The 17,764-nt window shown below is 64.6% G+C and carries 19 protein-coding genes; 11 read left to right on the forward strand and 8 right to left on the reverse strand.

Features of this window, described 5'->3' with window-relative positions:
* Positions 1 to 139: 139 nt before the first annotated feature.
* Both AC0QTX_RS17170 and AC0QTX_RS17175 read right to left on the reverse strand, forming a co-directional pair.
* Positions 140 to 550 (reverse strand): DUF4345 domain-containing protein, encoded by a 411-nt coding sequence (locus AC0QTX_RS17170; RefSeq protein ID WP_474605098.1) that lies wholly within the window; start codon positions 548 to 550, stop codon positions 140 to 142.
* A 17-nt stretch (positions 551 to 567) separates the two neighbouring features.
* Positions 568 to 1,761, reverse strand: a complete 1,194-nt coding sequence (locus AC0QTX_RS17175) for an MFS transporter (protein WP_474605033.1) — start codon at positions 1,759 to 1,761, stop codon at positions 568 to 570.
* Between the two features lie 164 nt (positions 1,762 to 1,925).
* On the opposite strand from AC0QTX_RS17175, the gene AC0QTX_RS17180 reads away from it, so the two are divergent.
* Both AC0QTX_RS17180 and AC0QTX_RS17185 read left to right on the forward strand, forming a co-directional pair.
* Complete coding sequence (locus AC0QTX_RS17180) at positions 1,926 to 2,567, forward strand: glutathione S-transferase family protein (protein WP_474605034.1); 642 nt, start codon at positions 1,926 to 1,928, stop codon at positions 2,565 to 2,567.
* Positions 2,564 to 3,022, forward strand: a complete 459-nt coding sequence (locus tag AC0QTX_RS17185) for a GNAT family N-acetyltransferase (protein WP_474605035.1) — start codon at positions 2,564 to 2,566, stop codon at positions 3,020 to 3,022. Before AC0QTX_RS17180 ends, AC0QTX_RS17185 begins: the two co-directional genes overlap by 4 nt.
* 15 nt (positions 3,023 to 3,037) lie before the next feature.
* On the opposite strand, the gene AC0QTX_RS17190 is transcribed toward AC0QTX_RS17185, so the two are convergent.
* Complete coding sequence (locus AC0QTX_RS17190) at positions 3,038 to 3,400, reverse strand: hypothetical protein (protein ID WP_474605036.1); 363 nt, start codon at positions 3,398 to 3,400, stop codon at positions 3,038 to 3,040.
* A 35-nt stretch (positions 3,401 to 3,435) separates the two neighbouring features.
* On the reverse strand, positions 3,436 to 3,687 hold the full coding sequence (locus AC0QTX_RS17195) for a hypothetical protein (protein ID WP_474605037.1): 252 nt from the start codon (positions 3,685 to 3,687) through the stop codon (positions 3,436 to 3,438).
* 188 nt (positions 3,688 to 3,875) lie between these two features.
* On the opposite strand from AC0QTX_RS17195, the gene AC0QTX_RS17200 reads away from it, so the two are divergent.
* Positions 3,876 to 4,583: a glutathione S-transferase N-terminal domain-containing protein gene (locus tag AC0QTX_RS17200; RefSeq protein WP_474605038.1), complete on the forward strand. Its 708-nt coding sequence runs from the start codon at positions 3,876 to 3,878 to the stop codon at positions 4,581 to 4,583.
* Between the two features lie 121 nt (positions 4,584 to 4,704).
* Here the strand turns inward: AC0QTX_RS17200 and AC0QTX_RS17205 are convergent, their stop codons facing one another.
* Positions 4,705 to 5,109, reverse strand: coding sequence for a DUF2147 domain-containing protein (locus AC0QTX_RS17205; protein WP_474605039.1), 405 nt, complete (start codon positions 5,107 to 5,109; stop codon positions 4,705 to 4,707).
* A 167-nt stretch (positions 5,110 to 5,276) separates the two neighbouring features.
* Between AC0QTX_RS17205 and ndk the strand changes: the two genes are divergently transcribed.
* The 3 genes from ndk to AC0QTX_RS17220 all read left to right on the forward strand — a co-directional run bounded on the left by ndk (position 5,277) and on the right by AC0QTX_RS17220 (position 8,875).
* The gene (ndk, locus tag AC0QTX_RS17210; RefSeq protein ID WP_196264062.1) at positions 5,277 to 5,699 is read left to right on the forward strand and encodes a nucleoside-diphosphate kinase; all 423 of its coding nucleotides are present in this window, start codon (positions 5,277 to 5,279) and stop codon (positions 5,697 to 5,699) included.
* 385 nt (positions 5,700 to 6,084) lie between these two features.
* Entirely contained in the window at positions 6,085 to 8,238 is a 2,154-nt protein-coding gene (locus tag AC0QTX_RS17215) for a molybdopterin-containing oxidoreductase family protein (RefSeq protein WP_474605040.1), read from the forward strand.
* 271 nt (positions 8,239 to 8,509) lie between these two features.
* Entirely contained in the window at positions 8,510 to 8,875 is a 366-nt protein-coding gene (locus AC0QTX_RS17220) for a hypothetical protein (protein ID WP_474605041.1), read from the forward strand.
* 81 nt (positions 8,876 to 8,956) lie between these two features.
* Here AC0QTX_RS17220 and AC0QTX_RS17225 read toward each other — a convergent pair whose 3' ends face one another.
* The 3 genes from AC0QTX_RS17225 to purM all read right to left on the reverse strand — a co-directional run bounded on the left by AC0QTX_RS17225 (position 8,957) and on the right by purM (position 11,177).
* A complete protein-coding gene (locus AC0QTX_RS17225) occupies positions 8,957 to 9,367 on the reverse strand; it encodes a cupin domain-containing protein (RefSeq protein WP_474605042.1) in 411 nt (136 codons plus the stop codon).
* A 71-nt stretch (positions 9,368 to 9,438) separates the two neighbouring features.
* Complete coding sequence (gene purN, locus AC0QTX_RS17230) at positions 9,439 to 10,107, reverse strand: phosphoribosylglycinamide formyltransferase (RefSeq protein ID WP_474605043.1); 669 nt, start codon at positions 10,105 to 10,107, stop codon at positions 9,439 to 9,441.
* Complete coding sequence (gene purM, locus AC0QTX_RS17235) at positions 10,107 to 11,177, reverse strand: phosphoribosylformylglycinamidine cyclo-ligase (RefSeq protein ID WP_474605044.1); 1,071 nt, start codon at positions 11,175 to 11,177, stop codon at positions 10,107 to 10,109. Before purM ends, purN begins: the two co-directional genes overlap by 1 nt.
* A 384-nt stretch (positions 11,178 to 11,561) precedes the next feature.
* On the opposite strand from purM, the gene AC0QTX_RS17240 reads away from it, so the two are divergent.
* From AC0QTX_RS17240 to ppx, 5 genes are all read left to right on the forward strand, one after another.
* Positions 11,562 to 12,092, forward strand: a complete 531-nt coding sequence (locus tag AC0QTX_RS17240; RefSeq protein ID WP_474605045.1) for a CDP-alcohol phosphatidyltransferase family protein — start codon at positions 11,562 to 11,564, stop codon at positions 12,090 to 12,092.
* Positions 12,093 to 12,121: 29 nt separating this feature from the next.
* Positions 12,122 to 13,240, forward strand: a complete 1,119-nt coding sequence (locus AC0QTX_RS17245; RefSeq protein WP_474605046.1) for an AI-2E family transporter — start codon at positions 12,122 to 12,124, stop codon at positions 13,238 to 13,240.
* Positions 13,233 to 13,925 (forward strand): P-loop NTPase family protein, encoded by a 693-nt coding sequence (locus tag AC0QTX_RS17250; protein ID WP_474605047.1) that lies wholly within the window; start codon positions 13,233 to 13,235, stop codon positions 13,923 to 13,925. Before AC0QTX_RS17245 ends, AC0QTX_RS17250 begins: the two co-directional genes overlap by 8 nt.
* Positions 13,926 to 14,071: 146 nt before the next feature.
* Positions 14,072 to 16,240, forward strand: coding sequence for an RNA degradosome polyphosphate kinase (locus tag AC0QTX_RS17255; RefSeq protein ID WP_474605099.1), 2,169 nt, complete (start codon positions 14,072 to 14,074; stop codon positions 16,238 to 16,240).
* Position 16,241: 1 nt separating this feature from the next.
* On the forward strand, positions 16,242 to 17,762 hold the full coding sequence (ppx, locus tag AC0QTX_RS17260) for an exopolyphosphatase (RefSeq protein ID WP_474605048.1): 1,521 nt from the start codon (positions 16,242 to 16,244) through the stop codon (positions 17,760 to 17,762).
* Positions 17,763 to 17,764: the final 2 nt, after the last annotated feature.

A 17,764-nucleotide genomic window follows, 5' to 3' on the forward strand; every position in this document is an offset into this window, starting at 1 on the left:
TAGGACGCCTCCCGGCCGACCACAACCAGCCCTATGGAGTCAGCTATCCCGATTCCACGCAACCGCTGCACGCTCTAAGCGTGCTCAGCAGGCGTCACGGGATTCCTGAGCCCCATCCTTGATCCGGCCTGTGGAGGTCCTAAGCGTCCGCCACCCCGTGCTCCTCCGCGTAGCGGTTGGCAACCCGCGTCTGCCAGAGACACAGGGCCGGCGCGACGATCAGCTCGACGATAAGGCCGCCGATCATGAAGAGTGATGGGAGTCCGGTGAGGCCGAGGCCAACGAGCCGACCCAAACCGCCGATGACCACGAGCAGCGTCAGAAGCCTGAAGCGGCCCGTATGGATCTCGATGGACGGCAGGGTGCTCCAGAAGCAGAGGCCGATGCCCAGCAGCAGGCCGGACAGGAAGCGGAAATGGCTCTCCGCCGAGATGCTCACCGCATCGCCCGTCAGCGCCTGTCCGAATAGGACGCCGTAGAGCCCGGTTGCCACTGGAATGGCGGCGACGATCGCCACGCTTTGCTGCAGGAGCTTCCGCTCACGTTCCATGCTGGGCATAGGTTCTCCTATCTGTTCGCCTGCTTGAGAACAGGTGCCGCACTTATGGCGACGATAACCCCGATCGCACCCATCACAAGCGAGATGCCGCCGATCACCAAGCCCAGACTTCCCGGGCCCGAGAACACGCCAACCAGCAGCCCGGCAAGGGGCTGCGACAGGTTGTTGATGGTGATCATCACCCCCGTGGTCTTGCCGAAATCCTTCTGCGGAATGATCTTCTGGCGCAGGCTCCTGATGTAGACGGTGAACATCTTGTCGAAGCCGAGGACGAGGATGAAGCCTGCCGCATAGATCCAGTATTCGGAGCCGATGGCCGTCAACAAGCCGCCGATGAAGATGGCCGTGTAGGCAACGGCGCCCATTGCCCTCAAGGGGATGATGACGTGGGCAAGGAAGGTCAGGATTACGATGGTTGCGACGGCACTGGCGGTCTGCAGGAGCGCGTAGCTCTGCTCGGTCTGCCCATGGATGCCAGTCACCATCGCGGCCGATGTGGCCAGCGTCACACCGAAGACGAAGTTCAGACCGGCTGCCAGAGCAGCGGCGTTTCTCAGCCCCGGCAAATGCCAGAGGTGCTTGAAGGCAATCCGGAAAGGGGCGGTCCAGCTGTCATGGGCGGCTTCCGGCTGCGCGAGTTCGACCCGGCTCGAGCGATGCCAAAAGGTGAGGCCCAGATCCGCCAGCAGGAAAAGGAACGCCGTGATGCCGACCACGATCTGCCAGGGCCACACGCCGAGCAGGGCTGCTGCCAATATCGGACCGATCACCATACCGAGCTGATCGCCCAGCTGCGAGTAGGACAGGACCTTCTCGAACCGCTGATGCCTGAAGATTTGCGGCAGCATCACCTCCCGGGCGAGAAACCCTTGAGTCGAAAGAATCCCGCAGAGGGCCGAGAGAGCGATCAGCCAGCCGATGCCGCCAAGTAGCTCATGTCCGGCGACGCCCACGGCGCAGGTGAGAAGGCGGAAGCGCTGGCTGATGATCAGAAGAAACACCGGCGACCGGCGATCGCAGAGGATCCCGCAGACGGAAAACAGCAGGTAGCGCGGCAGAGTCTCAATGAAGAAGGCCAGCCCCGACAGGGCTGCGCTCTGCGTCGTCTTGAACACCACCAGGGGGACTAGGAACAGCAGCATCTGATCCGCCAGGCGGGCGAAGAAGAGAGAGATGAAGAAGCTGATGTCCGTGACGCGCACCAAGACCTCCTGGCGATCGAGCCGGTGCGACCGTCATAGTTACCGCGCTGTCATATCGTTTTGCCGTGCCCTGCGCCAGATCACAGATCTTTCACCAAGGGTTCTTTTCTGTTCGAAAAGCTCCGTCTAGGGTTGCGGAAACTCCATGGCTTCAGGGACTTCTCATGCCGGCACGGTTCGAACTCAACGGCGTCTTTCTCTCAGGCCCGACCCATAAGGTCGGTTTGATGCTGTCACTCGCCGGTGAGCCCTTCGATTATGTGCACGTGAACCTCGCGGCCGGGGAGCACAAGCAGCCGCCCTATCTCGCCAAGCAGCGCTACGGGCAGGTGCCGCTTCTCGTCGATCGCAACAGCGGTCGCCATCTGTGCCAGTCGGCGGCGATCCTGGAATATCTCGCCGACACTCTTGGCAGATTCGGAGGCGCGACCCTCGACGAGCGCCTCCAGACCCGCGAATGGCTCTACTGGGATTTCGACCGCCTGGCGCCATCCATCTACCGCTCCCGCGGCATCCGTGCCGGGTTCTTCAAGGGCGGAGAGGAGACCCTCGAGCTCTGCGCGGCCAATGCGGCCCTGGCGCTCAAGACCCTCGACAGGCATCTGTCGGGCCGCGACTGGATCGTGGGCGAGAACCCGACCATCGCCGACATTGATGTCTACGGCGTTCTCGTCTATGCATCCGACGCGGCAGTCGATCTCGCGCCCTACGGCAATGTCACTGCGTGGTTGAAGCGATTCGAAGCGCTGCCCGGGTTCAAGCGCCCGACAGACCTGCTGCCGTCTGAATCCCGCGAGGCCGCATGAGCAATCTCCTGATCCGCGAGGCATGGGCAGAGGATCTCGAAGCGATCATCCGCCTGCACGAGGAGGACGAGCTGGGCTCCCATGGCGATGCCTGGTCGCCTGAGACCCGTCCCGCCTATGAGGCAGCTTTCGGTGCTATTCAACGCAGCCCCGAAAACCAGCTGTTCGTAGCAGTCGACGGCAATGAGGTCGTCGGCACGTTCCAGCTCACCTTCATTCCCAATCTCACCGGTCGGGGTGCCCTGCGGGTGAAGGTGGAGAGCGTGAAGGTGAAGGCCGCGCGCCGCTCGTCGGGCATCGGTGCCAGGATGATGACCTTCGCGGAAGACCACGCCCGCAGCCACGGCGCCCGCGCCATGGAGCTCACCTCCAACAAGACCCGTGGAGACGCCCACCGCTTCTACGAGCGCCTCGGCTTCTCCCGCAGCCACGAAGGCTTCAAGAAGAAGCTCTGAAGACCTTCGGAGCCGTCAATTCAGCGTGTAGATCTCATGCCGCGCGGTGCCGGGTGGGCCTTTGCGGATCGTCACGCTCGCGTTCTGGGCGAGGGGATGGGTCTTCAGAATCCGCTCCACGGCACGGTACATCGCCTCCGCATCCCGGCCGTAGAGATAGATGATCGTATCGGTCGCTCCGATGGCATGGCCGTCGATTTCGCCGTGTCCGCCAAGGGCAACCTCAAGCTGGCTCTCGAAATCCGAGAGGCCGTACTCCTCGTAGATGGCCCGGGGGAGCGACGCCCCATCGAGGCGGATCAAGAGGGCCTGCTGGGGTGGTACGGCTTTCCCCGCGGGAGCGGCCTGCTTGGTGATGATGCGGGAAAGCCAGTTCACGAAGACCTCCTGTTCGTGCGGGATGTCTCGGCTGCTCAGGCCTTCGTGCCTTCCTTGAGGCGCTTGTTGCAGTCGCTCCAGAACTTCGGCCACTTCATGTCCTTGGCGACTTTGCCACCGGCCTTGGCTTCCTTCCACTCGAGGCTGCACTTGCTCATGCGCTCGCGGGCAGCCACCTGGGCAGCGCTCGGCTCCTTCCTCGGCTTGGTCTCGGCAGCCTGCACGGCCCCCGCCAAAGCAACGACTGCCCCAGCGGCAAGGACGGAGCTCACAAGTCGGTTCATCATCGAATCACCCCCAGCAGTATTCTAAATGTTATAACATGTTTGAATCGAAGCTGTGTAACATGCAAGCCCCGTCTGGCTGCCATGCACGCTCCCGCCGATTTTTTCGTTGCAGGCGAGGGTGTCAGCTCCGATCTTTTGTCCTAACGTCCTGTCACGGATCCTTGTCTTCACCCAGGAGAGGCATTCCAATGGCGGCTTCCGCCCAGCAACCGATCGATCTCTATTACTGGCCCACCCCGAACGGGTGGAAGATCACCATCATGCTCGAGGAATGCGGGCTGCCCTATGCGATCCACCCGGTGAACATCGGCAAGGGCGATCAGTTCAAGCCGGAATTCCTGAGCATCTCCCCCAACAACAAGATGCCGGCCATCGTCGATCATGACGGGCCGGGGGGTGAGCCGATCTCCGTGTTCGAGTCCGGCGCCATCCTGCAGTATCTCGGCCGCAAGACAGGCCGGTTCTATCCCCAGGACGAGCGGCAGCGCGTCGAGGTCGATCAATGGCTGTTCTGGCAGATGGGCGGCTTCGGCCCCATGCTCGGACAGGCGCACCATTTCCGCATCTACGCGCCGGAAAAGGTGGCTTACGCCATCGACCGCTACACCAACGAGACCAACCGGCTCTACGGGGTGCTGAACACGCGCCTCGCGGACAGGGAGTTCGTGGCCGGCGAGTACTCCATTGCCGACATGGCCATCGCCCCTTGGGCGAAGCTCTGGGAACGCCAGGGCCAGAACATCGAGGACTTCCCGCACGTGAAGCGCTGGCTCGGGACGATGCTCGCCCGCCCGGCGGTCCTGCGCGGTATCAAGGTCAGCTCCGAGGACCGCAACAAGACCGACCTCACGGACCCGGCCGTGCAGGCCGTGCTGTTCGGCCAGAAGGCGCGCTAGCGATTACAGTCGTCATCCCCGAACTTGTTCCGGGGATGCATGTCTCAAACATGATTGAAGATATGGATGGCCGGGACGAGCCCGGCCATGACGCGAAGGGAGTGAGGCCGCTCTCGGGCCGTCAATTCACCTTCGCCCAGGTCTGCGAGCGGCAGATCAGGCCGCCGAAGACGCAGCCGGAGAGCTGCATGGCCTTGCCGCCGGCAAAGTTCATCTTGCCGTTATAGGTCTTACCGTCCTTGTAGTTGTAGAGCTGGCCCGTGAAGCCCTCTGCGGCGGGCTGGATGTTGGAGATCATCTGGATTCCGACCAGATTGCGTCCCTTCAGCTTCGGGTCCGGGTTGTTCACGTCCTTGGCCTCGCCCTGGACGGAGATGATGGTGCCGCAATAGGCGCCGCCGCATCGGGCGATGCGCACCCTGGTCTCGCCGGTTTCGCTCAAGTATGTGCCGCTCGGGTCCGCCGGCTGGGCGGAGGCCGGAAGGGCGAGCGTGACGAGGCCGAGGGCGAGAATGGTTTGTTTCATTGGGAACTCCCTGTCTGCCGGTCTTCATCGGACCGATCCAGGAAGAGACTAGGGGAGGCGGTTAAGCTTTCCAAGCGGGCCGTGTCAAAAGGCGCTTGAGGCCCAGGGGGCTCACCGCTATAAGCGCCCCACTTCACCATTTCCCCAACAAATAGAAGCGAGTTGTCATGGCTATCGAGCGCACCTTCTCCATCATCAAGCCCGACGCGACCGAGCGTAACCTCACCGGCGCGGTCAACGCAGTCATCGAAAAGGCCGGCCTGCGGATCGTCGCCCAGAAGCGCATCCTCATGAGCCGCCGCGAGGCCGAGACCTTCTACGCTGTCCATAAGGAACGCCCCTTCTTCGGCGAACTTGTGGACTTCATGATCTCCGCCCCGGTCGTCGTGCAGGTTCTGGAAGGTGAGAACGCCGTGCTCCGCTACCGCGAGATCATGGGCGCCACCAACCCGGAGAGCGCCGCCGAGGGCACCATCCGCAAGCTCTACGCCAAGTCGATAGGCGAGAACTCGGTCCATGGCTCCGACAGCCAGGACAACGCCAAGATCGAGATCGCCCAGTTCTTCTCGGGCAACGAGATCGTGGGCTAAGCTCCGACTGGCCTTTGGCTATGATCAGGCCGCCCTCGAGGCGGCCTTTTTTGTTGAGCGGCCGGTACGCGCTCCCTCCCTCCCCCTTGTGGGGAGGGGCAGGGGTGGGGGTGGTCCGACCGGGTGAGACCTTTCCGTTAAACCCACTACGTCATGGCCGGGCTTGTCCCGGCCATCTCGATACGGTGAGGCGTAGCCCTTTTCCAATCGGGATCACCGGCACAGGGCCGGTGATGACGTGGTAACAGCGTTGACGCTATGATTGAGCGCAGCGCTATGACTTTGCGACCTCCACCCGGCCGCTGCGCGGCCTCCCTCCCCGCAAGGGGGAGGGAAGATCAGGTGCCTTTTCATTTTCAGCCGTTTCCCTCATCATGCGCCCACCATGAACCAAGCTCCCCGCATCGAACGCCGCGCCTCGGTCTGCCCGCACGATTGCCCCTCCGTCTGCTCCCTCGAGGTGGAGGTGATCGACGGGCGCAGTATCGGCCGCGTGCACGGGGCCAAGTCCAACAGCTACACGGCGGGCGTGATCTGCGCCAAGGTCGCCCGCTATGCGGAGCGCATCCACAACCCGGACCGGCTGCTCTATCCGATGCGGCGCACGGGCCCGAAGGGTTCCGGCCAGTTCGAGCGCATCTCCTGGGACGAGGCGCTGGACATCGTGGCCCAAAAATTCCTGGAAGCCGAGCAGGAGTTCGGCTCTGAATCCGTTTGGCCCTACTACTATGCCGGCACGATGGGCTACGTGATGCGCGACGGCATCAACCGCCTGCGGCATGTGAAGAAGTATTCCGGTCAGTATTCCACCATCTGCACGGCCATGAGCTGGACCGGATATGTGGCCGGCACCGGCCACCTGCGGGGTGCGGATCCGCGCGAGATGGCGGTCTCCGACTGCATCGTGATCTGGGGCACCAACGCGGTTCACACCCAGGTCAACGTGATGACCCACGCCATGAAGGCCCGCAAGGAACGCGGCGCCAAGATCGTCGCCATCGACATCTACGACAACGCCACCATGAAGCAGGCCGACATGGCGCTGCTCGTCCGGCCCGGCACCGACGGAGCGCTCGCCTGCGCGGTGATGCACGTGCTGTTCCGCGACGGTTATGCCGACTGGGATTATCTTGAGCGCTATACCGATTATCCGCGCGAGCTGGAGGAGCACCTCAAGACCCGCGATCCGGCCTGGGCCTCGGCCATCACCGGCCTGTCGGTGGAGGAGATCGAAGCCTTCGCCAAGCTCGTGGGCACCACAAAGCGCACCTATTTCCGCCTGGGCTTCGGCTTCGGGCGGCAGCGCAACGGCGTGGTCAACATGCATGCTGCCCTGTCGATTCCGGCCGTCACGGGCGCTTGGCAATACGAGGGCGGCGGGGCGCTTCATTCCAACAGCGGCATCTATCGCTGGAACAAGGCCCTGATCGAGGGGCAAGACGCCATCGATCCGTCGATCCGCATTCTCGACCAGTCGCAGATCGGCCGCGTGCTGACCGGCGACGCGCAGGCCCTCTACAACGGCCCGCCGGTCAAGGCCATGCTGATCCAGAACACCAACCCGGTCTCCGTTGCGCCCGAGCAGGAGTTGGTGAAGCAGGGCTTCATGCGCGACGATCTCTTCGTCTGCGTCCACGAGCAGTTCATGACCGAGACGGCCCTGATGGCCGACATCGTGCTGCCCGCGACCATGTTCATGGAGCACGACGACCTCTATTCCGCCGGCGGCCACCAGCATTTCCAGGTTGGCCCGAAGCTCATCGACCCGCCGGGCGAGTGCCGCTCGAACCACGAGGTCTTCCGCGGGCTGGCCTGGCGCCTCGGCGCAGAGCATCGCGGCTTTGCCATGGAGCCGCGGGAAATCATCGACTGGACGCTGCAGAATTCGGGCAGGGGTTCGCTCGAAAACCTCGAGGCGCAGGTTCACGTCGATGCGCAGCCGCCCTTCGAGGAGGCGCATTTCTTGCAAGGCTTCGCCTATCCGGACGGCAAGTTCCGCTTCAAGCCGGACTGGACGAAAATTCCGTCCTCGAACAACGGCCCCATGGGCCCCTGGGCCAGCATGCCGGCCTTGCCCGATCATTGGGGCGTGATCGAAGCGGCCACCGAGGAGCACCCGTTCCGCCTCGCCACGAGCCCGGCCCGCAACTTCCTCAACTCCAGCTTCACCGAGACGCCGACCTCGCTGGATAAGGAGCGGCGGCCCGAGGTGATGATCCACCCGCGCGATGCCGAACCGCAGGGCATTGTCGAAGGCGACTGGGTGAAGCTGAAGAACCATCGCGGCGAGGTCTATCTTCGCGCCAAGCTCTTCGACGGGGTGCGGCGCGGCGTGCTGATTGCCGAGGGCATCTGGCCCAACGCCGCCCACCCGTATGGGCGCGGCATCAACACGCTCACCGGCGGCGATCAGGTGGCGCCCTATGGCGGAGCCGCGTTCCACGACAACCGGGTGGCGCTGGAAAAGGCTGAACTCGACCCGTCCCTGGAGCCGCCGGTGGCGCGCAAGCACCACCGCCCCGAGGCGCTCGTCGGCTGAACCTAAAAACACCCTCTTCGTCATAGCCGGGCTTGTCCCGGCCATCCCGATCCGATGAGCACGGCGCTCAATATAATCGGGATCACCGGCACATGGCCGGTGATGACGGAGCAGGTGGATTTCCAGACAGGCTCTCAGGATGAGGCAGGGCAAGGGTCTCTGGAAAGGTGCGGTCAGATCTCCTTAAGCCTGTTTGCCGCTTCCTCTTGATCCTGAACGGCCAAGCCTATTCTTAAACGCCGAACGTGATTTCATCTCTGGGGAGCTATCCATGATTTCGACCGTCCGTGCGCTGCTCGTCGCAGCTGCCGTCTCCTTGAGCGCGACCGCCGCCCATGCGGCCGCCTCCAACATGCCCACCCAGTACCAGCCCGATCCGGCCTTGAAGACCGAAAGCATCGGTCAGCTTCGAGCCCGCGTGAGCCAGGCCTGCGCCATCACGCAGGCGAAGCTCCAGAGCGAGGCCAGCGAATCCTCACTGAACCGGGCCTGTGGCTGCTATGCGGGCCGCACCATGCGCTCCCTGAATGCCGACGAGGTCCAGGCTTATCGCGACACCGGCGTATTCAACGAGACTGCGCGCGCAAAGGCGCTCACGGCTCTCGACGCCTGCAAGCTGCCACGGCCGCAGATCTAGCCACATCATCGATCGCGATGCAGAAGGGCCGGGTTGATCCCGGCCTTTTTTGTTGAGGCATGGGGGCTGTCGAGCCCGGTTTTACCCCGGCAGCAGGTCGATTACGCGCATGATGGCCACCGTGGTGCCGGTGTTTCTGCTGCGCTCCGGCATGTTCTTGGCGCAGGACCATACGTCGCCCTTTTTGTAGAGGGTGTCGCCGGATCCAGTGTCCACGGTCAACTCGCCTTCGAGCATGTGGCAGACCATGTCGTTGCCCATGCTCGCACCGCTGGTGCTCGCGCCGGGCTGATAGATGTTGTCGCGCATCGAGACCGTTTTGTAGTTCGGGATCATCGTCTCGCGCTTCGAGTAGTCTACGCGACGAACCCCTGGGGCGATTTCCCGGCTTTCGGTTGAGCCGGAGGTTTGCGCGGCGGCAGGTGCGACTGGAAGAACAACAGACGCTACGGCAATGTTGAGCAAGGTCTGGCGACGGTTAAGCGATTTCATGGCTTCCTCCCGTCAAAGAGGCCACCCCAGCACCTGGGATTCCACGCCCGTTGCGGGCATGTGTCAATCGCTCATTGCAATCCGTTGCGCGCTGCCTCGGCCGGCGAATGCAGCGCGCCGTCTGCATTCCAGCCGCGCGCGAACAGAACCCGTCCATTCTCCAGCCGTGCCGTGCCTTCGCAGATCATCCGCAGCGCCTGAGGATAAATCCGGTGCTCCTGCACGATCACACGTGCTGCCAGGCTCTCCTCGGTATCGCCCGGCACGACCGGCACGACCGCCTGGGCGATGATGGGGCCGGCATCGAGCTCCGGCACCACGAAATGCACCGTGCAGCCATGCACCAGAACGCCATCTTCCAAGGCCCGTCGATGGGTCTGCGTGCCGCGATAGAGGGGCAGGAGGGAGGGATGGATGTTGATCATTCGCCCGGCCCAGCGCTCCACGAACCAGTCGGTGAGCACCCGCATGAAGCCGGCAAGGCAGACGCAGGCGATGTCGTGATCGCGCAGCGCGGCATCGAGCGCCCGGTCGAAGCTCTCCCGGTCGGGAAAGGCCTTGTGATCGATGGCAAGCGTCGCGATCCCGGCCGCCTTCGCCCACGCCAATCCCTCCGCACCGGGGCGGTTCGAGAGCACGAGGGCGATCTCGGCCGGAAAGTCCGCAGCGCTCGCCGCCTCGATCAGCGAGACCATGTTCGAGCCGCGGCCCGATATCAGGATGGCGACGCGGCGGGACATCAGAGCTTCAGGGAGCCCGAATTCTGCACGCGCTCGCCGCCCGTGTGCGCAATCGTTTCGCCGATGCGAACCGGGTTCTCGCCCGCCTGGCACAGTCGCTCAATGACGGCGTCCGCCTGAGCCGCGCTCGCCACTACGATCATGCCGATACCGCAGTTGAAGGTGCGCAGCATTTCGGCCTCCGCCACGCCACCGGTTCGGCTGAGCCAGCCGAAGACGGGCGGGACAGCGATGGCATCGAGGTCGAGGCGCACGCCGACGCCGTCGGGCAGGACGCGCGGGATGTTGTCCGGGAAGCCGCCGCCGGTGATGTGGCAGAGCGCGTTGATGCCTTCGCCGCCTTTCAAAACCTCCAGCAGGGCCTTCACGTAGATCCGGGTCGGCTCCAGCAGGGCCTGGGCCAGCGTCTTGCCCGGTGCGTAGGGAGCGGGTGCATCCCAGGCGAGGCCCGAATGCTCCACGATCCGGCGCACCAGGGAGAAGCCGTTGGAATGAACCCCGGAGGAGGGCAGGCCGATCAGCACGTCGCCGACGGTCACGCTCTTCGGCAGCAGGGTGCCGCGCTCGGCGGCCCCCACCGCGAAGCCCGCAAGATCGTAGTCGCCCTTGGCATAGAGGCCGGGCATCTCGGCGGTCTCGCCGCCGATCAGCGCACAGCCGGCCTGGAGGCAGCCCTCGGCGATGCCCTTGACGATATGGACGCCGACCTCGGGCGAGAGCTTTCCGGTGGCGAAGTAATCAAGGAAGAACAGAGGCTCGGCGCCCTGCACGATGATGTCGTTGACGCACATGGCCACGAGGTCGATGCCGATGGTGTCATGAATGCCCGTGTCGATGGCGATCTTCACCTTGGTGCCGACCCCGTCATTGGCAGCAACCAGGATCGGGTCCTTGAAGCCCGCGGCCTTGAGGTCGAACAGCCCGCCGAAACCCCCGATCTCCGCGTCCGCACCGGGACGGCGCGTGGATCGCACCAGGGGCTTGATCTGGTCGACCATGGCGTTGCCCGCATCGATGTCGACGCCCGCTTGGGCATAGGTCAGGCCGTTCGTCTGCTTCTCGGTCGTCATGGCTCACCCCGTGTTGGGTGGGCAGTAAGGCGGGCGGGGGCGGGAGGCAAGGGGTTTTGCATGGTCCGAATTGTGGCTCCACCGCCATCCCGGACGAAGCGCAGCGGAGATCCGGGATCGTTGGACGAGTGCGGCTCCTCTTCACCTCTCCCGGTGGGAGAGGTCGGACCGGAGGTCCGGGTGAGGGGTTAGTGTCCGCTCCGGATAGATCTGTAACCCCTGACCCCGACCCTCTCCCTCAGGGAGAGGGAGACCCGAGCTACATCCTGCACGCGATCCCGGATCGGCTTTGCCGTCCGAAATGACCACAAAGAATACCCATTATCCCCACTCGCAAACGCCCGGATTGAACTCCGCCCCCCGAGCGTCCATCATCGGGATCCGATGACCATTCCGAACATCATCACCATCGGCCGCCTCATCATCGTGCCTATCGTGATCGTCATGATCATGCAGCAGCGGTGGGTCGCGGCCTTCGTCCTGTTCGTGGTGGCCGGGATATCGGATGCCGTCGACGGGTTCATCGCCCGCCGGTTCGACATGAGGAGCGAGTTCGGGGCCTATATCGATCCCATCGCCGACAAGGCGCTCCTCGTCTCGATCTACGTGACGCTGGCCGTCGTCGGGGCGATCCCGAGCTGGCTTGCCATCATCGTGGTGTCCCGGGACGTGATGATCGTGGCGGCCGTGCTCCTGTCGTGGGTCATGAGCCGCCCGGTCGAGATCAAGCCGCTCCTTGTGAGCAAGCTGAATACGGGCGCCCAGATCGCCTTCGCGGCCTTCGCGCTCGCCGCCAATGCCTTCGGGGCGGAGCTCGCCGGGCTCGAGGATGTCGCCATGCTTCTGGTGGCCACCTTGACCGTAGCCTCGGCCGGTGCCTATCTCGGGGGCTGGCTCAGGCACATGACCACCTGAAGGCCGGAAAGATAAGGTATGGGGAGCCGATGACGGTCCAACGGCAGATCGGGTTCTGGATTGCGGCGCTGGTCGTCGCGGTGCTGCTGCTGTTCGTGCTGCGCGGCATTCTGCTGCCCTTCGTGGCCGGCTTTGCGCTCGCCTATCTGCTGGACCCCCTGGCCGACCGGATGCAGAAGATCGGGATCGGGCGTCTGGGCGCCAGCCTGCTGATCCTCGTCCTCTTCGTGCTGGTCTTCATCGTCGCCCTGATGATCCTGGTGCCCTTCGCGGCCCAGCAGGTAGGCGCATTCGTGGAGAGGCTGCCCGGCTACGTGGCACGGCTTCAGGAGCTCGGGGCCGAGCAGCTCGGCCCGCTCGTCCGGCGGCTCGGCATTGAGGAGGTGCTTCCGGCCGCGCCCCCGTCCGTCGGCAACCTGATCAGCCAGGGCATTGCCTGGATGACCACCTTCCTGCAGGGGCTCTGGTCCGGCGGGCAGGCCCTGATCGGCATCTTCTCCCTGCTTGTGGTGACGCCGGTGGTGGCCTTCTACATGCTCGTCGACTGGGACCGCATGGTCAGGACGGTGGATTCCTGGATGCCGACGCGTCACCGGGACACGATCCGCTACATCGCCCGTGACATCGACCGGGCGATTGCCGGCTTCGTGCGCGGGCAGGCCCTCGTGTGCCTCATCCTCGGCACCTTCTATGCGGTCAGCCTCGCGTTGATCGGCCTCAATTTCGGCGGCCTGATCGGCATGACGGCGGGCATCCTGAGCTTCATCCCCTATGTGGGCTCGCTCACCGGCCTTATCCTGTCGGTGGGCGTCGCCATCGTGCAGTTCTGGCCGGACTGGACCATGATTGCCGCGACGCTCGGCATCTTCATCTTCGGCCAGTTCGTGGAGGGCAACATCCTCTCGCCGAAGCTGGTGGGCGAATCCGTCGGCCTGCATCCCGTCTGGCTCATGTTCGCCCTGGTGGCCTTCGGCGCGCTCTTCGGCTTCGTCGGCCTGCTGCTGGCGGTCCCCCTCGCGGCGGCTATCGGGGTCATCGCCCGCTTTGCCCTGCGCCAGTACCTGGCAAGCCCGCTCTACCGGGGCACGGACCCGGTGATCCTCAATCCCCGCATCGAGATCGACCAGAAGGCCGATCTCGATGCGTGATGCCCCCAAGCAGCTGGCCTTCGATCTTCCCCTCGATCCGCGTTTCGGGGCCGAGGACTTCCTTGTCAGCCCCTCCAACGAGCAGGCCTATGGCCTGATCGAGAGCTGGCCCGACTGGCCGGACACGATCCTCGTGCTCGTTGGCCCCCGCGGCAGCGGCAAGAGCCATCTGGCCTCCATCTGGGCGACGAGCGCCCATGCTTGGACCGTCGATGCCGCGGCCATCACCCACGACAAGGTCCCGCATCTCGTCTCGAACGGGGCGCTCGCCATCGAGGACATGGACAGGGGGGAGCGCGACGAGGCGGCCCTGTTCCATCTCCTGAACCTGGCTCGGGAGAGGAAGGCGTCCCTTCTCATCACCTGCGAGACACCTCCCGACCGCTGGTCTCTCAGAACGCCCGATCTCCTGTCCCGCCTGCGGCTGGCGCCCAGCGTCGCCCTGGATGCGCCGGACGATGCCCTCCTCAAGGCGGTGCTGGTAAAGCTCTTCGTCGACAGGCAACTCGTGGTCGATACCTCCGTTGTCGACTATATTGCTCTGCGGATCGAACGCTCGCTCGCCAAGGCCTCCGAAATCGTGGCTCTCCTCGACCGGGAGGCTCTGAGCCGGGGCCGGCGCGTCTCGCGGGCGATCGCGGCCGAGATCCTTGGAGCCGCGCAGGAAACGGATGAGAACGAGTGAAGCCAGACACCAACGCCCTGTTGTCGAACCGTCGTGAAACCGTCACGAAGCCCAGAGCAAAACGGACGTCGAAGAAGGAAACGGCGGAGACCGAGGTGCGTAGCGCGTTTGCCCTAAAAGAGGTGGAGACCGTCAGCGAGGCTCCGCTGCCGAAGGCCCCGCCGGATATCGAGTTCGACGGTGCGGCCCTGCGGAAGTTCCCCCAGCGCTTCATCAACCGCGAGCTGTCCTGGCTGCAGTTCAACCGGCGGGTGCTGGAAGAGGCTTCAAACAGCCATCACCCGCTCCTGGAGCAGCTGCGCTTTCTCTCGATCTCGGCAGAGAACTTGGACGAGTTCTTCATGGTCCGTGTCGCGGGCCTGCGCGGTCAGGTGCGCTCCGGCGTGGCGACTGTGTCCCAGGATGGGCTCTCGCCCCAGGAGCAGCTGAGCAAGATCTCCACCGCGGTCTCGCACCTCGCCTCCGACCAGCAGCGGCGCTGGCGCGAGTTGCGCGACACTCTGCTGGAGGAGGGCATCATCCTCGTGGAGGGGACAGGGCTGACGAAGGCGGAGACCTCATGGCTCGAGGATTACTTCCTCAACCACGTCTTCCCGGTGCTCACGCCGCTTGCCATCGATCCGGCGCATCCGTTCCCGTTCATCCCGAACCTCGGCTCCTCCATCGCCCTGAAGCTGGTGCGCCAGAGCGACGGCAAGGTGCTGAACGCCCTGATCCGTCTGCCGTCACGGGGCGAGCGCTTCGTCCGGCTTCCGGATTTCGCCGAGACCGGCGCCACCCGCTTCATCGCCCTCGAGCAGATGATCGTGCTCTTCACGAGCAGGCTTTTCCCCGGTTACGACGTGCAGGGGCAGGGCGCCTTCCGTGTGATCCGCGACTCCGACATCGAAGTCGAGGAAGAGGCCGAGGATCTGGTGCGCCTGTTCGAGACGGCCCTCAAGCAGCGCCGCCGCGGCAGCGTCATCCGCCTCGAGGTCGAGGCGGCCATGCCCGAGGACCTGCGCCTCTTCGTGGCCGACGAATCCGAGGTTTCGAACGACGAGGTCTTCGTCGTCGAGGGCATGATGGGCCTGCGCGACCTGTCGCAGCTCGTGGCCCTCGAGCGCCCCGACCTCAAGTTCAAGCCGTACAACCCGCGCTTTCCCGAGCGCATCCGCGAGCACAGCGGCGATTGCTTCGCGGCCATCCGCGAGAAGGACATCATCGTCCACCATCCTTACGAATCCTTCGATGCCGTGGTGCAGTTCCTGCGCCAGGCGGCGGGCGATCCGAACGTGGTGGCGATCAAGCAGACGCTCTACCGCACCTCGTCCGACTCGCCCATCGTGGCGGCCCTCGCAGAAGCGGCGGAAGCCGGAAAGTCCGTCACGGCGCTCGTGGAGCTCAAGGCGCGCTTCGATGAGGAGGCCAATATTCGCTGGGCGCGCGACCTGGAGCGCGCGGGCGCTCAGGTCGTGTTCGGATTCATCGAGCTGAAGACCCACGCCAAGCTGTCCATGGTCGTGCGCCGCGAGGGCAGCCAGCTCATCACCTATTGCCATGTGGGCACGGGCAACTACCACCCGATCACAGCGCGCATCTACACGGATCTCTCCTACTTCACCGCCGATCCGGTGATCGGACGCGACGTGTCGCGCATCTTCAACTTCGTCACCGGCTATGCGGAGCCGGCGGAGCTGGAGCGCATGGCGGTGTCGCCGCTCACTCTCAAGAAGCGGCTCCTTCAGCACATCGACGAGGAGGTGGCACACGCCAAGGCGGGACGGCCTGGCGCAATCTGGGGCAAGTGCAACTCGCTGGTCGATCCCGACATCATCGACGCGCTCTACGATGCATCTGCTGCCGGCGTGCAGATCGACCTCATCGTGCGCGGCATCTGCTGCCTCAGGCCCGGCATCAAGGGGCTGTCGGAGAACATCCGCGTGAAGTCCATCGTCGGGCGCTTCCTGGAGCACACGCGCATCTATGCCTTCGGCAACGGCCATGGGATGCCCAACCCCAAGGCCCATGTGTACATCTCGTCCGCCGACCTCATGTCGCGCAACCTCGACCGCCGCGTCGAGGCGCTGATGCCGATCGTCAACACCACCGTGCACCAGCAGGTGCTCGACCAGATTATGCTCGCCAACCTGCTCGACAACGAGCAGAGCTGGACGGTATTACCCGACGGAACGAGTCACCGGGTGGTGCCCGCCAAGGGCGAGGAACCATTCAACGCCCACAAGTATTTCATGACGAACCCAAGTCTGTCAGGCCGTGGCAAGTCCCTCAAGATCTCCAGCCCCAAAGCGCTCGCCAAGCGCGGGCAGCGCTAGCGTGCCGGCCCTCAGCTTCGAGGCTCCGGGACGGCTCAAGCTCGGACGCCCGGTCGCGATCATCGATATCGGCTCGAACTCGGTGCGTCTTGTGGCCTACGAGGGTCTCTCCCGCGCCGTCACGCCGATCTACAACGAAAAGGTCCTCTGCGGTCTCGGCCGCCATGTGGCAACCACCGGCCGCCTCGACGAGGAGGCCGTCGACCGGGCCCTGCGGGCGCTCGCGCGATTCCGCGTTCTGTGCGACACGATGAACGTGTCGGATGTGTTCGTGCTCGCCACTGCGGCAGCGCGCGACGCTTCCAACGGGCCCGCCTTCCTGGAGGCCGCCGCGAAGGCCTGCGGTCAGCCGATCAGCCTGCTGTCGGGTGCCGAGGAGGCGAGGGCCTCGGCCCTTGGCGTCATCGCCGGCTTTCATGAGCCGGACGGCATCGTCGGGGACATGGGCGGCGGCAGCCTGGAGCTGGTGGATGTGCGCGGCTCGCAGGTGGGGCAGGGCATCACCATGCCCCTCGGCGGCCTTGCCCTGCAGGACGTCAGCGGCGGCTCGTTGAAGAAAGCTCAGAAGATCGTGCGCGAAGCCCTTGGCCGGGCTCCGGAATATCTGGAACACGTGCACGGACGCACGTTCTATGCCGTGGGCGGCACTTGGCGCGCGCTCGCCAAGCTGCATCAGGCGGCGCAGAATTATCCTCTCCACGTCATGCACGGCTACATCCTCGATCCCGAGGATGGCCTCGACTTCCTGCATCTCGTGGAGGAGGCCGATTCGAAGACGCTGAAGGATATCGAAAGCATTTCGGAAGCCCGCCGTCCGCTGCTCGCCTACGGGGCCATGGTGCTGGAGGAGATCATCCGCCTCGGTGAGCCCAAGGAGGTGGCGATTTCCGCTTTCGGCGTCCGCGAGGGCGTGCTGTTCGACAAGCTCGACCCGGAAACCCGCGAACGCGATCCGCTCATCGCGGCCGCGAGCGACCTCAACCTCCTGCGCTCCCGCTCGCCCCGCCATGGCGAGGAGCTGTGCGCTTGGACGGAAGCCTTCATCCGGAGCCTCGGCCTGCCGGAAACGGAGTACGACGCGCGGCTGCGCCGCGCGGCCTGTCTGTTGGCCGATATCGGCTGGCGCGCACATCCCGACTACCGGGGCGAGCAGAGCCTCAACCTCATCGCTTATGGAGCCTTCGCCGGGCTCGACCATCCGGGCCGCGCCTATCTCGCCCTGTCGATCTTCTTCCGGCACGAGGGGCTTTCCCCCGACAAGGTGAGTTCGCGCATCAAGACGCTCGCCGGCCCGCGCCTCATGGAACGGGCCCGGCTGCTGGCTGCGCTCATGCGCGTCGCCTACCCGGTCTCGGTTGCCATGGAGGGGGTGCTGCCCCATGCGCCGCTTCTTGCCCGCGGCAACCGGGTGGTGCTGCAGCTGCCGGCCCACATGGAGCCGCTCGCCAATGAGCGCCTGACCGGCCGCATGCGGGGCTTGGGCAAGCTCCTCAACATGGAACAATCGATAGAGATCGTGTGACG

The sequence above is a fragment of the Microvirga sp. jy35 genome (genome assembly GCF_056148915.1).